The following is a 13,939-nucleotide window of genomic DNA, read 5'->3' on the forward strand; positions in this document are numbered from 1 at the left end:
ACGGTCAGGGTCTGGGAGGTTCGCGCGGGGGCGGGGCGATGAATTCGACCTTAGCCGGTCCGGCGGTGTCGGCCAGGGTGTCGGGGGTGGCAGGAATGACGAGGGGCGTCGACGCCAGGGCCGCGCAGCCGGCGCATTCGGGGTCGGCGTGATCGAACAACTCGACCTCAGCCGTGCTGCAGTCAGCGGCGCAGCTCTCCATGGCCGCCTGAGCGGTCAGGCCGGACACTGACAGTAGCACCACGAGCAGCAACGCCAGCAAGCGTCCTCCTCGTGTGCGGTGCAGCGGTCTGGCCTGTTCGGTCATGGTGATTCCCTCGTCATCCTTGTGTCATTCTGTGCCAGTCATCCGGTTGACCACCTTGACCCAGCGCAATAGGGAGCGAGATGGCTGAGCGATACCCGTCAGGCGGCGGGCATCGGGTATCACTGCGGGTTGTTGCCGGAAGACGGGTCCTGCTTCAGCTGCTCGCGCTGCTGATCGCTCAGCAGATCCTGCATCCGATTACGCATGCGCACCTTGTCCGCCATCATCTCGCCCTGGAGGGTGGCCATCTGACCATGGAGTGCCTGGACCTCCTCCGGATCAGGACGCTCCGCCTGCATCAGCAGCATCATGTCGTCACGCAGGTTCATCATCTCGCCCATGCGTTCGAACTGGGCGGAACGGTGCTCCCTGCGCATCTCGCGCAGGGAACTCAGCTGCTCTTCGTCGAGCATTCCGGCCATGCCTCCCATGTTCGCCATCATCGGACAGGGCATCATGCCGCCCTGGCCGCCCATCATCATGCCGGGGCCCATGCCGCCCTGGCCGCCCATCATCATGCCGGGGCCCATGCCGCCCTGGCCGTCCATCATCATACCGGGGCCCATGCCGCCTTGGCCGCCCATCATCATGCCGGGGCCCATGCCGCCCTGGCCGCCCATCATCATGCCGGGGCCCATGCCGCCCTGACCGCCCATCATCATGCCGGGGCCCATACCGCCCTGACCGCCCATCATGCCGCCTTGTTGCATGCCCTGACCCTGTTGCATACCTTGCGCAGAGGCGGCACCGCTGGTGACGACACCCATGCTGGCGGCCAGAGCGATGGCGAGAAGCTGCTTGTGCTTGATCATGTGCTGTACTCTCATCTTGCTGCTGGTAGAGAAATCGCCTTACCGAGGCAGGGAAGGCTGTTTGGCTTCAGTTATGAGCTTACAACCTATGGGTGGGCCCAATGTCAAGGTGTGATGTGGATTGACACTATTTTTTGCTTTGTTCAGCTTGTCTTCAGGTTTGTGCGTTACAAGTGAACTCCCCTGACTCAACTAAAAGAGGGTATATCATGCGCAAGACTCTACTGACGCTGGCACTCGGCCTCGCTACGACAGCTGCCTTCGCTGGTGCTGGGCACGGCGGCTCTCAAGCTGCGGTGAGCGATGCCGACATCGATCGCACCATTAGGCTCGAGGCGGGTGACATGTGGTTCAACGCCGAGAATCTCGATATCGCGCCCGGAGACACCATCAAGTTCGAAATCGTCAACACCGGCAACCTCGAGCATGAATTCGTAATCGGAGACGCCAAAGCACAGGAAGAGCATCGCGAAATGATGCAGGCGATGATGGGAAGTGGGGACGGCGGACATGGCGGTCACGGAGGCCATGACATGGCCGAGGGCGAGCATGGCGGCAGCATGCCGTCCGTGACCATCGCGCCGGGTGACACCGCGGAGCTTGTATGGACTGCCCCCCAGAATGTGGACGGGCTGGAGTACGCCTGCAATATTCCGGGCCATTATGAGGCCGGCATGTCCGGAAATATCGATTTACAGGGGTAAGCTTTTCACATGAAACTGTTGCTTCTTGAAGATGACGACCTGCTCGCGGAGAGTCTGGCCGAAAGTCTGAAAGACAACGGTTACCGGGTTGACCTGGCCACTTCGCTGAAAGTGGCCAGGTCACTTATGGCAACCGAGCACTATGAACTGGTAATCCTCGATCTCGGTCTTCCAGACGGCTCTGGACTGGATTTGCTCAAGAAGTGGCGTAAGGATGGATACGACCTTCCTGTTCTGATTCTGACGGCTCGAGATACATGGGAAGATAAAGTCGTAGGCCTTGAAGAAGGTGCTGATGATTATTTGACAAAGCCCTTTCATGAGCCTGAGCTCATCGCCAGGATTAGAGCACTACTGCGCAGGAAATTTGGCAGTACGTCGAATGAGCTTTCTCTCAATGGTATTACGTTGGATGAGGCAAGCCGGTCTGTCAGCGTCAATGGGAGAGCTTGGCAGTCTTTGACCGGGACTGAATTCGCCCTGATGCGTTATTTTATGCATCACCCTGATCGAGTGCTTTCTAAAGAACGCCTCCTCCAGCAACTTTACGCACTAGATCAAGATGCGGCGACGCCTAATATTATTGAAGTGTACATTGCCAGATTGCGTCGTCACGTAGGAAAATCGATGATACAGACTCGGCGTGGACAGGGGTATATCTTTGTTACGCATTGACCGACGGAGCCTGCGAATCCGCTTGCTGTGTTGGCTCTCTGGCATGGCCATCATTGTGACCGGAGCCACATGGCTATTGCATGGTATCTTGCTTAAAGATCTAGCGCGCGATTTTCTAGGAGAGCGCCTGAAACGAGAAGCCGACCATGCGATTGAGCAAGTCAAGCAGGATCATATATCTACCCCCGTCGTGCTGGATTCCGCCAGCCGTGGTTTTCAAGCCTTTCACCACCTGTACGTTCTACGTTTAGGCAGCGATATCTCTTCTTCAGACCCGCGTTGGGTGAAGGCACTGGACTTTTTGTTGGATAATATCAGTGATGGTCTCGTGGAAGTCAGGGATGGAGCGCAACATTTATTGGTATATCGGCGATCTTTTTCTTTGGAGGAAGAACGTGGGGTGCTTCTTGTTGGTGAAGATTTTTCCCAAGTAGAAGCGGGGCTGCATGAACTTCACTGGTGGGTAGCGGCTATTGCGGCAGTTATTTTACTGCTCCTGGTGCTGCTGAATATTCTGGCGGTCAATCGAGGCTTGATACCTCTCTCACGCCTACGGGATCAACTTGGAGAACTTCGAACTGGAGATCGAGAGCGTCTATCCTTGGATGTTCCCTCTGAGCTAGATAGCTTGGTCATTCAGCTCAACCGATTCATGGATGAGATCGATAGTCGTTTGCAGCGCTCCCGCGATTCGGTGGCAAACCTGTCTCACGCACTAAAGACGCCGCTCGCGGCGGTGACTCAGGTGCTGCGAGGTTCGCGCCCTATTGATCAGACTCGTCGCCAGAAGCTGGTGCAGCGTCTCGAGGAGATTCACGCCCAACTTGATGCAGAGCTTAGGCGGTCAAGAATTGCAGGCCCGAACGCGGGGCGTATGGCTGATCTCCATCGTGATTGCACAAGGTTGATCGAGATGTTTCGAGGTCTTTATCCAAATATTAATTTCACCATGAGATTGCCGGAGGAAACCGAGAAACGAGTACCCATTGAGTCTCAGGATTTTTCCGAGATACTAGGGATAGTGCTTGACAATGCCGGAAAGTGGGCTGGCAGTGAAGTGGATTGTCGTATTGTGCTCGATGATCGCCTAAGGATCACCGTTGAGGATGACGGCCCTGGCGTTTCAGCAGATGACCTGCCACGCCTTGGTCAACGTGGCCGGCGGCTAGATGAAAGTCACCCCGGGTATGGTCTTGGACTGTCCATTCTGGGGCAGCTCATGACGCGGTATGCCGGGGAAGTGAGATTTGAACCTAGCGCACTGGGGGGGTTGTGCGTGACGGTCGAGGTGCCCATCAAGGAATCTATCGACTAATTACGCATTTTCAGCCCTGTTTCAGGTTCGTCCGTCAGAATGGCTCGCGTCAAACATGGACGGGAGTCACACATGGCAAACTCGCGCGTCATCACGCACCCGCTGTCACGTCGTCAGATTCTGAAAGGCGGTGCTGCGCTTGGGCTTGGTTCGGCAGCGGCTCTGAGCCTACGTCCCAGCTGGGCCAACCCTTGGGGGCAGACCAATGTATATTCCAAGGGAGTCGAAGAAGGCCCCGAGGTGTCGTTGGCCATCCGCCGGGAGTCGATCCTGATCGACGGCAAGGAGGCGAGACCGTTCAGCATCAACGGCACCAGCCCCGGGCCGATGATCCGACTCAAGGAAGGCCAGGACGCCGTACTCAAGGTCACCAACTTGCTCGACGAGCCCACGTCCATCCACTGGCATGGCCTGATCCTGCCGCCCGGGATGGATGGCGTGCCGGGGGTGAGCTTTCCCGGCATCGCGCCGGGCGAGACCTTTACCTACCGTTTCCCCGTTCGCCAGAACGGTACCTACTGGTATCACAGCCACTCCGGCCTGCAGGAGCAGCTCGGCCATGCTGGCCCGCTGGTCATCGATGCCGCCGAGCGCGAGCCCTTCCGCTACGACCGTGAGCATGTGCTGCTGCTCACCGACTGGACCTTCGAGGACCCCATGTCGGTCTTCCGCAACCTGAAGACCGCCGAGGGCTACTACAACTTCCAGGAGCGCACCATCGCCGACTTCTTCGCCGACGTGCGTGAGAAAGGCTTTGCTGCCACCGCCGAGATGCGCGGCATGTGGGCGAAGATGCGCATGAGCTCTCGCGACATCGCCGACGTCACCGGCAGCACCTACACCTACCTGCTCAATGGTCACTCGCCAGAGGAGAACTGGACGGCGCTCTTCAGGGCCGGTGAGCGGGTTCGCCTGCGGGTGATCAACGGCTCGGCGATGTCTTACTTCGACGTGCGTATTCCCGGGTTGAAGATGACCGTGGTGGCAGCCGACGGCCAGCCGGTGCAACCGGTTCCCGTCGACGAGTTCCGCATTGGGGTGGCCGAGACCTATGACGTCCTGGTCATGCCCGAGGACGATACCGCCTATACCATCTTCGCCGAATCCATGGATCGTAGCGGCTTTGCACGCGCCACCCTGGCGCCGCGTGAGGGGATGGCCGCCGAGATCCCCGAGCGACGCAAGATTGCCGACCGCGGCATGGAGGCCATGGGCGCCCACGGCATGGAGGGCATGGACCACTCCGCGATGGGCGGCTCAGACACGCAGGGCATGGATCATTCCGGCATGAACGGCTCGGACATGCAGGGCCTGGATCACTCCAGCATGCAGGGCATGGACCATTCCAACATGCAGGGCATGTCGAATGAGCGCAGCAGGATCAATGCCAACGGCATGCTGGCGGCGGGGGCGGCCCAGCCGGGATCCCGCTACGACCAGGCCGGCATCGGCATCGACCCGGAGGCGCGACGCATGCTGGTCTACCGGGACCTCAAGGCCTTCACTCCCTGGCCGGACCGCCGTGAACCGGAGCGGGAACTGGAACTGCACCTCACCGGCAACATGGAACGCTACATGTGGTCCTTCGACGGCAAGAAGTTCAGTGAGGTAACGGGCCCCATCCACTTCGAGAAGGACGAGCGCCTGCGCCTGATCCTGATCAACGACACCATGATGGAACACCCCATCCACCTCCACGGCATGTGGATGGAGCTGGAGAACGGCCAGGGTGAGCTGATTCCCCGCAAGCACACCCTCAACGTCAAGCCCGGGGAGCGCGTCTCGGCGCTGATCACCGCCGATGCCGAGGGCAGCTGGGCCTTCCACTGCCACCTGCTCTACCACATGGATGCCGGCATGTTCCGGGTCGTCAAGGTTTCGTAAGGAGAAGGCATGAATAACAGAATCCCACTGACCGCCGCCGGTGTCCTGCTGGCCACGACAGCGTTTTCCGTCGCCCAGGCAGAGGACGGCTACGATGCTCCGGCCGGCTGGCCGTCACCGGTTGTGGAACACAATATGGGCATGGCACTGTTCGACCGGCTCGAGTACGTCGTGCCCGACAAGGGGGAAGAGGCCGTGGTTTGGGACTTCGAGGCCTGGTACGGCGGCGACGTCAACCGTGTCTACCTCAAGTCCGAGGGCGAGAATGTCCAGGGCGATGGCGAGGACGCCGAGTTCGAATCCCTGGAGCTTCTCTATAGCCGGTTGATCGCCGACTTCTGGGAACTCCAGGGCGGCATCGGCTATCAGGGCGGTGTGTTCTCGGACGACCACGCCGAACGCGGCTATGGGGTCATCGGCCTGCAGGGTGTGATGCCCTACGGGATCGAGACTGACGTGGCACTTCAGGTCAGCGACGAGGGAGACGTCTCGGCGAGTTTCGAGGGTGAGTATGACCTCCGCCTGACCCAACGACTCTATCTGCAGCCACGTACCGAAATTGTCGTCGCTGCCAGCGAGGTCGAGGAGTTCGGTGTCGGCGAGGGGCTCAACTCCGTGCGTGTCGGTATGCGCCTGGGCTATCAGGTAACCCGGCGGTTCGCGCCCTACGTGGGTGGCTACTGGGAGAAGCAGTACGGGGATACCGCCGATCTCTCGCGTGCCGGAGGTGATGCCACGGAAGATACCGGTCTCGTAGCCGGGGTAAGGCTGATGTTCTAGCCATCCTTATATGTCGGTGCTTGCGCCACCTTCCGGTGGCGTTTTTTTTACCCTTCACCTACGTATATTCAGCTCTATTTCAAGTTGCACCACTATCATGACAGTGTCACCAAAACGGAGAGACCTCTCATGAAGTTCAAGACAATTACTTTTGGAATGGCAGTGGCAAGCATGTTTTCAATGCCTGTCCTCGCCAATATGGGAGCCAGTGTCCAGGAGATGCCGGTTTTGGAAAGAGGCGTATCTCCTACACAGATCCTCGCTAATGGACACCCGAAACGCTTCCAGATTAACATTGACCAGCCCACGACGCTGAGAGTCTCAAGTGAACACTTTACGGGAGTGTCGAGTCAGGGTAGTCAGATCAAAGCGATATTATATGATGATGCCGGTAACCGTGTGGCGGAAGCATCCAGCCCTCGAGGTCACTTTCAGCTCAACAGACAGCTGCAACCTGGGAATTATCAAATTGAAGTGTCAGGATCATCACTGGGAGGCAAAGCTGAGAGTGATCGAAACCGGTATGAGCTTCACACTGCATACTGAATGAAGTAGTCGGGCAGAGTTTTTTCATCATAGTGGCCAGCCTTGAGCTGGCCTTTTTCATTACAGCCCAATCACGGGTGATTTTTGGGGTAGCCATAAGTCATGTTGGCAATGCAAGTGAATAGTTATGATCTGTGTCATGGTTTTAAAGTATGCCTGTTAAGGCTGGGTTCAGGTAAGAAACGTATCTGAGTCTGTCACCAAACAGGAAGGGAGAGTTGACATGAAAATCAAATTCGCATTTGCCGCCGCCATCATTAGCCTCGTTGCTACGCCCGCATTTGCCAGTTTTGGCCACACCGAATCTCAGGGCAAGCAGCTGTCGGAGGGGGTTACGCCCGGTGGCATTTTGACCAGCGGCTTCCCGCATGAATATGCACTTTCGTTAAACGAAAGTTCGGAGGTGAAAATTGCCAGTGATCACTTTCCAGGATCATCAAGTCTTACACTTGGGATGAAGGCAAAGTTGATGAATGATTCAGGGAAAACTATTGCGGAAGTAGATTCATTCAATGGAGACTTCACGATTGATGAAAAGCTCGAGAAAGGCGAATATCGCCTGATGGTATCAGGTGATAGTGGTGGGCTTGGTGATAGTGATATTCACCAGTACAGTCTGCATGTAGACATTCAGTGATACGCGAGGGTTGGTCAGCTAATGCTGGCCAACTATCGTCCCGGTAAGTTGTTGGTTTTCAAAATGGATATCCAGTCATAGTGTGTTATGGCTGAGTATTAAAGTTAGTTATGATGATGTTTTTCTGTGTAGCATAACATTTCCGTGGGGAGCTGCTGTGATCAAGGCTGTATTATTACTCACCGGTGTCTTGGGTGTCGCCTGGATGCCAGCTATTGCTGTTGCCGGGAGTGAAACGGACAGTTTGCAAAAAGCGATACAGATAGCCATTGATCAAGACCCTTGGTTAACCGGAAGTATGTCCACTGAAGCCGCCCTTGAGAACGAGGCCATTGCGTCGGCCCAGCTCCCGGACCCCCAGATTTCATTGAAAGCGGGAAATCTGCCGGTTGATACTTTTGACTTGAATCAAGAAGGTATGACCCAGTTCAGCGTAGGAATCAGTCAGAAATTTCCCAGAGGAGATAGCCTGGCGCTTGCCAAGCAACAAAAGCAGCAGATTGCGGCCCAACAGCCGATGTTGCGGCAGGATAGGGAAGCCAGAGTCGAGGCTACGGTCAGCCAGCTTTGGCTGGAGGCCACTCGAGCTCAGCTGAGCATCGAGCGGATAGAGCGTGATCGTAGCTTGTTTGAGCAGCTAGCTGATGTCGCCGAGGTGAGTTATTCGTCCGCCTTTGGAATGACCCGCCAAGACGATGTGATTCGTGCTCAGTTGGAGTTGACTCGCCTGGAGGACCGGTTGACCGATCTCAGGCAGCAACAGGAGGCCGTTGAACGACAGCTATCTGAATGGCTGGGGAGCGAAGCGATAATGCCGGTAGTGGCGGATTTCCCCGGGCTGGAATTGGAAGAACCTAAGCTTTTCACTGCCGTTGAGCGTCCCAATCGTCAGGCATGGTATGAGCGGGTGAGGTATCACCCTGCCGTGCTGGCAGTCGATAAGTCGATTGATGCCATGGAAATTGGAGTCGATGCAGCGAGGCAGCAGTACAAGCCAGAATGGGGTGTGTCGGCTCAGTATGGCTACCGCGAAGACGACCCCATGGGTGGGAGCCGAGCGGATTTGTTCTCCGTCGGCGTCACATTCGACGTGCCTATCTTTACGGAAAATCGACAGGACAAGCGAGTGGCGGCGGCTGCCTCTCGCCATGAATCAGTGCAATATCAAAGGGAAAGCTTGATACGTGAACTGATTGCCAGGCTAGAAACAAATTGGGCTAAGTTGTCGCGGCTTGATGAAAGGCTTGCACTGTATGGGAATCGCTTGTTGCCAGAGCTGAGCGAACAGGCCGAAGCTTCCCTGAATGCCTATAACAATGACGATGGTGATTTTGCAGAAGCCGTGCGGGCACGAATTGATGAAACCAATGCGAGTGTGGAGCTCATAGGCCTGAAAGCCCAACGACTCAAGGTGATCTCGGATATCAACTACCTGCTGTCCCAAGGCACGTCTTCACGCTAACTCACGACTTCTCAAGTCTGGAATGAGACATCACGATGAATCAAATGGGTAGGTACTTTTTCGTCATATCGTTAGGCGTCATGTTGGGCGTGTCCGGCAGTATAGTCCTGGGAGGCAAGACATTCATCCTGAATGCAGTAGAAACTGCTATTGGAAACGATAGTAGTGAGACTGGGATGGAAGAGAGGGGGGAGCGCGTTCCCCTTTATTGGGTGGCGCCAATGGATCCCGACTATAAGCGGGACAAGCCTGGAAAATCCCCGATGGGGATGGACCTCGTGCCGGTATATGATGATCAGGACCAAGGAGATACTCCCGGGACAGTGAAAATTTCTCCTGATGTCGTCAATAATCTTGGTGTCAAAACAGGCACAGTCGAAAAGGATACCTTTGACACTACGGTAAGGACAGTTGGGTATGTCCAATACGATGAAGATAAGTTGGTACATATCCATCCCCGCGTCGAGGGGTGGATAGAAAAGTTATTTGCCAAGTCCGAAGGGGATCGAGTTACCCAGGGTCAGCCGCTCTACTCGATCTATTCGCCGACGCTCGTGAATGCACAGCAAGAATTGTTGCTTGCAATGAACCGCGGCAACCAACGTCTGATTTCTGCCGCCTTGGAAAGGCTCCGCGCGTTACAAGTTCCCACTGAAGCCATCCAGAGTCTCAAAGACACACGCCAGGTCAGCCAGACGATCATCTTGCGCGCACCTCAGAGTGGCGTTTTGGACAACTTGCAAGTGCGTGAAGGAATGTTCGTGAGCCCGGGAATGAGCATGATGAGTATTGGCGTTCTTGATCATGTGTGGGCTGTCGGAGAGGTGTTTGAGCGCCAGGCAGCGTTGATCGCTGAGGGAGATGAGGTTCGCATGACTCTTGACTATCTACCCGAACGGGAGTGGACAGGGGTGGTGGACTATATATACCCAAGTATTGATAGTGAGACGCGTACGGCTCGTGTAAGGATGCGTTTCGCCAACGACGACCTGGCACTGAAGCCTGGAATGTTTTCTCAGCTGACCATTATGTCCGATACGACGACTGAGGCATTGCAAATACCCCGTGAGGCCTTGATTCGCACCGGAAGCCAGTCGCGTGTCGTTCTTGCATTGGGTGATGGAAAATTCAAATCGATCGAAGTCGACGTTGGACGCGTGGGTTGGGAAACCGTCGAGATATTATCGGGCCTGGAGGAGGGCGATCGCATTGTTACGTCGGCTCAGTTCCTTCTGGATTCCGAGTCAAGTCGAACATCAGACTTTCGACGAATGGAGCATAGTGACAGTGCTGAAGAGGCCGATGATAATTCCCTTGTTGAGACCGTATGGGTGCCAGCACGCATCGAAGATGTCATGCCGGATCATGGCATGGTGACGCTATCCCATGCCCCCATCGCGGCGTGGAACTGGCCGGCCATGAGCATGGATTTCCAGGTTGCTGATACGGTTAGCCTTGAACAGCTGAAAGACGGTATGGACATCCATGCCGAACTCGAACGGATTGCGGAAGACAAAGTCGCTCTACGCGGTGTGCATGTTGACGATGATAAGACTAAAGCACCCAGCGATGAGGGCATGGATCACGGAGAAACCAGTAATGCGGAACGCGGCCAGCAAGACGTGATGAGCCATCAAGGCCATGCAACTGGGGAGAGCAAGTAATGATTCCTGCGTTGATCCGTTGGTCAATAAGCAACCGTTTTCTCGTGCTTCTTGCTGCCGTGATTCTGGCGGGGGCGGGAATCTATTCAGTCAAGAATACCCCGATTGATGCTCTACCGGACTTGTCAGATGTGCAGGTGATCATCAAGACCAACTACCCGGGCCAGGCTCCGCAGGTCGTCGAAGATCAAGTCACCTACCCGCTCACCACGGCCATGCTGTCGGTTCCCGGGGCGGCAACGGTACGCGGATACTCCTTCTTCGGTGACTCCTACGTATATGTGATTTTTGATGAGGATACCGATCCCTACTGGGCCCGCTCTCGTGTGCTGGAGTATCTTTCTCAGGTGGCGCTTACGCTACCGGATAGTGCGCGCCCACAGCTTGGCCCAGATGCCACTGGCGTGGGGTGGGTCTATCTCTACGCCCTCATCGACAAGACTGGCCAACATGATCTCAGTGAGTTGCGGAGCTTGCAGGACTGGTTTCTGAAGTATGAGCTTCAGACCGTGTCGGGCGTCTCTGAAGTCGCGGCGCTTGGCGGCATGGTCAAGCAATACCAGGTCGTGGTAGATCCGGAGAAACTGCGTGCCTTCGACATTCCCCTGGCTCACATCCAGACCGCTATACAGCGGGCCAACCAGGAAGTTGGCGCCTCGGTCGTCGAGATGGCCGAAGCCGAGTACATGGTGCGCGCCACTGGTTATATCCAGAGTCGTGAGGATCTTGCCAGTATTCCGCTGGGTGTGGATGATAATGGAACGCCTCTGCTGCTCAAGGATGTCGCCGACATCGGGATGGGCCCCCAGATGCGCCGTGGCATTGCCGAACTGAACGGGGAAGGTGAGACCGTCGGTGGCATCGTTGTCATGCGCACAGGAGAGAATGCCCAGAAGACGATCGATGGCGTCAAGGCCAAGCTTGAGCAGCTCCAGTCCAGCCTGCCGGAGGGGGTGGAGGTCGTGACGGTCTATGACCGTTCAGGCTTGATCGAAAAGGCGGTAGACAACCTGCTGCGTGGCTTGCTCGAGGAGTTAGCCATCGTAGCCTTGGTATGCGTGCTCTTCCTGTTCCATCTGCGCTCTGCGTTAGTGGCGATGATCAGCTTGCCGATGGGCATTCTCACTGCCTTCATCATCATGAACTGGCAGGGCATCAACGCCAACATCATGTCGCTTGCGGGTATCGCCATAGCGATCGGTGCCATGATCGATGGCGCCGTCGTATTGATCGAGAATTTGCACAAGCACATGGAGCGTACACCGTTGACGCGTGAGAACCGCTGGAAGGTGGTGGCCGACTCGGCGGTGGAAGTGGGACCGGCTCTTTTCTTCAGCTTGCTGATCATCACTGTCAGCTTTGTTCCTGTCTTTACCCTCGAGGCCCAAGAGGGGCGAATGTTTTCACCATTGGCCTTCACCAAGACCTATGCCATGGCAGCCAGTGCCGGGCTGGCGGTCACCTTGGTTCCGGTGCTGATGGGCTATTTCATCCGCGGCCGCGTACTTCCTGAGCACAAGAATCCGGTCAATCGACTGCTGGTCGGGGTCTACATGCCGGTACTCAAGGCGGTATTGAGATTCCCAAAGACGACCATCGCCCTGGTGCTAGCGATAACCCTGGTAGGTTTCTGGCCGGTCAGCAAGATTGGCAGCGAGTTTATTCCACCCCTGGATGAAGGCGACTTGATGTACATGCCGACCACTTATCCAGGGCTGTCGATCGGCAAGGCGCGGGAGCTCCTTCAGCAGACCGATAAACTGATTGCCAGCGTACCGGAGGTGGACACGGTGTTTGGCAAGATCGGACGGGCCGACACGGCTACCGACCCTGCGCCGCTGACCATGATCGAAACATTCATTCAGCTCAAACCGCGGGAAGAGTGGCGAGAGGGGATGACCACCGACAAGCTCAAGAAGGAACTCGACAGCCTGGTGCGGATACCGGGGGTATCCAATGCCTGGGTGATGCCGATTTCGACGCGCATCGATATGCTGGCGACCGGGATCAAGACGCCGGTGGGCATCAAGGTGGGCGGAGAAGATCTCAAGCAGATTCAGTCCATCGGACAGCAGCTGGAGACGATCCTTAGCGATGTTCCTGGTACCGCTTCGGTCTATTCCGAGCGGGTGGCCGGAGGTCGCTATATCAAGGTTGATATCAACCGCGCTCAGGCGGCGCGCTATGGCCTGAACATTGCCGACGTGCAACAAGTGGTGGCGACCGCTATCGGTGGTCAGAACATTACTCAGACCATCGAGGGATTGGAGCGCTACCCGGTCAACCTGCGCTACCCACAGGATTACCGGGACTCCCCCGAGCGGCTGGCCGAGCTGCCGATCGTCACCGCCAATGGGCAGCGTATCGCGCTAGCAGACGTGGCGGACATCTACGTGGAGGACGGTCCACCGGCGATCAAGAGCGAAAACGCACGCCCTAACGGTTGGACCTTCGTGGATATCGAGGGTGTGGATGTCGGCACCTACGTGCAGCGCGCCATGGATGTCGTGGCGGAGGAGCTCGAGCTACCCACCGGATATTCGGTGACGTGGTCCGGGCAATATGAATACATGCTGCGTGCCAAGGAGAAGCTGAGCTATGTGGTGCCTTTCACGTTGGCCATCATCGTGATCCTGCTCTACATGAGCTTCAAGCGCTTCAGTGAGGTAGCCATCATCATGGGCACGCTACCACTGGCCATGGTAGGGGCCATCTGGCTGATGTATCTGCTGGGCTATAACTTCTCCGTGGCCGTGGGAGTGGGGTTTATCGCTCTGGCCGGGGTGGCAGTCGAGATCGGAGTGATCATGCTCGTATATCTCAACCAGGCCTATCAGCAGATGCTCGAGCGCTGCCAACACAAGGGAGTACAACCCCGTCGGGAGACTCTTCGCCACGCCGTGCTGCACGGTGCTGCTCTCAGGGTGAGACCGGTAATGATGACATCGGTCTCGACCATTGCCGGTCTTCTGCCACTGATGTACAGCTCCGGCACGGGTTCCGAGGTGGTCAGCCGCATTGCGGCCCCGATGGTGGGGGGGATGTTGAGCGCAGTGATACTGACGCTTCTGGTGTTGCCCTGTGTCTACTACCTGTGGAAATGCCGCCATGTGAATCATGCATAACGTCAGGATCGACAAGGCTGGGTGGCAC

The 13,939-nt window shown here is 56.6% G+C and carries 12 protein-coding genes; 10 read left to right on the top strand and 2 right to left on the bottom strand.

The features are described from left to right. Positions 1-4: 4 nt before the first annotated feature. Together BLP96_RS13140 and BLP96_RS13145 are read right to left on the bottom strand one after the other, a co-directional pair. Entirely contained in the window at positions 5-307 is a 303-nt protein-coding gene (locus BLP96_RS13140) for a hypothetical protein (RefSeq protein WP_089686912.1), read from the bottom strand. Positions 308-426: 119 nt separating this feature from the next. Beyond that, positions 427-1,119, bottom strand: a complete 693-nt coding sequence (locus BLP96_RS13145) for a periplasmic heavy metal sensor (RefSeq protein WP_089686914.1) — start codon at positions 1,117-1,119, stop codon at positions 427-429. A 209-nt stretch (positions 1,120-1,328) separates the two neighbouring features. On the opposite strand from BLP96_RS13145, the gene BLP96_RS13150 reads away from it, so the two are divergent. The 10 genes from BLP96_RS13150 (at position 1,329) to BLP96_RS13190 (ending at position 13,911) form a co-directional block, all read left to right on the top strand. Then, the gene (locus tag BLP96_RS13150; RefSeq protein WP_089686916.1) at positions 1,329-1,823 is read left to right on the top strand and encodes a cupredoxin domain-containing protein; all 495 of its coding nucleotides are present in this window, start codon (positions 1,329-1,331) and stop codon (positions 1,821-1,823) included. A 9-nt stretch (positions 1,824-1,832) separates the two neighbouring features. Continuing rightward, positions 1,833-2,498: a response regulator gene (locus BLP96_RS13155; RefSeq protein WP_089686918.1), complete on the top strand. Its 666-nt coding sequence runs from the start codon at positions 1,833-1,835 to the stop codon at positions 2,496-2,498. A 43-nt stretch (positions 2,499-2,541) separates the two neighbouring features. Continuing rightward, a complete protein-coding gene (locus BLP96_RS13160) occupies positions 2,542-3,813 on the top strand; it encodes an ATP-binding protein (protein WP_089686920.1) in 1,272 nt (423 codons plus the stop codon). Positions 3,814-3,885: 72 nt separating this feature from the next. After that, the gene (locus tag BLP96_RS13165; protein ID WP_089686921.1) at positions 3,886-5,697 is read left to right on the top strand and encodes a copper resistance system multicopper oxidase; all 1,812 of its coding nucleotides are present in this window, start codon (positions 3,886-3,888) and stop codon (positions 5,695-5,697) included. 9 nt (positions 5,698-5,706) lie between these two features. Then, positions 5,707-6,477 carry a copper resistance protein B gene (locus BLP96_RS13170; protein WP_089686924.1) on the top strand — a complete coding sequence of 257 codons (771 nt, stop codon included), beginning with the start codon at positions 5,707-5,709 and terminating at the stop codon, positions 6,475-6,477. 129 nt (positions 6,478-6,606) lie between these two features. After that, on the top strand, positions 6,607-7,023 hold the full coding sequence (locus tag BLP96_RS19915; RefSeq protein ID WP_143005113.1) for a hypothetical protein: 417 nt from the start codon (positions 6,607-6,609) through the stop codon (positions 7,021-7,023). A gap of 223 nt (positions 7,024-7,246) precedes the next feature. Continuing rightward, a complete protein-coding gene (locus tag BLP96_RS13175) occupies positions 7,247-7,660 on the top strand; it encodes a hypothetical protein (protein WP_089686926.1) in 414 nt (137 codons plus the stop codon). A 157-nt stretch (positions 7,661-7,817) separates the two neighbouring features. Then, on the top strand, positions 7,818-9,122 hold the full coding sequence (locus tag BLP96_RS13180) for a TolC family protein (RefSeq protein ID WP_245682250.1): 1,305 nt from the start codon (positions 7,818-7,820) through the stop codon (positions 9,120-9,122). A 35-nt stretch (positions 9,123-9,157) separates the two neighbouring features. Next, positions 9,158-10,786, top strand: a complete 1,629-nt coding sequence (locus tag BLP96_RS13185; RefSeq protein WP_245682251.1) for an efflux RND transporter periplasmic adaptor subunit — start codon at positions 9,158-9,160, stop codon at positions 10,784-10,786. Next, positions 10,786-13,911 carry an efflux RND transporter permease subunit gene (locus tag BLP96_RS13190; RefSeq protein WP_089686928.1) on the top strand — a complete coding sequence of 1,042 codons (3,126 nt, stop codon included), beginning with the start codon at positions 10,786-10,788 and terminating at the stop codon, positions 13,909-13,911. The genes BLP96_RS13185 and BLP96_RS13190 overlap by 1 nt, the downstream gene beginning before the upstream one ends. Positions 13,912-13,939 lie beyond the last annotated feature (28 nt).

The organism is Billgrantia gudaonensis (assembly GCF_900100195.1).
GTDB lineage: Bacteria > Pseudomonadota > Gammaproteobacteria > Pseudomonadales > Halomonadaceae > Halomonas > Halomonas gudaonensis.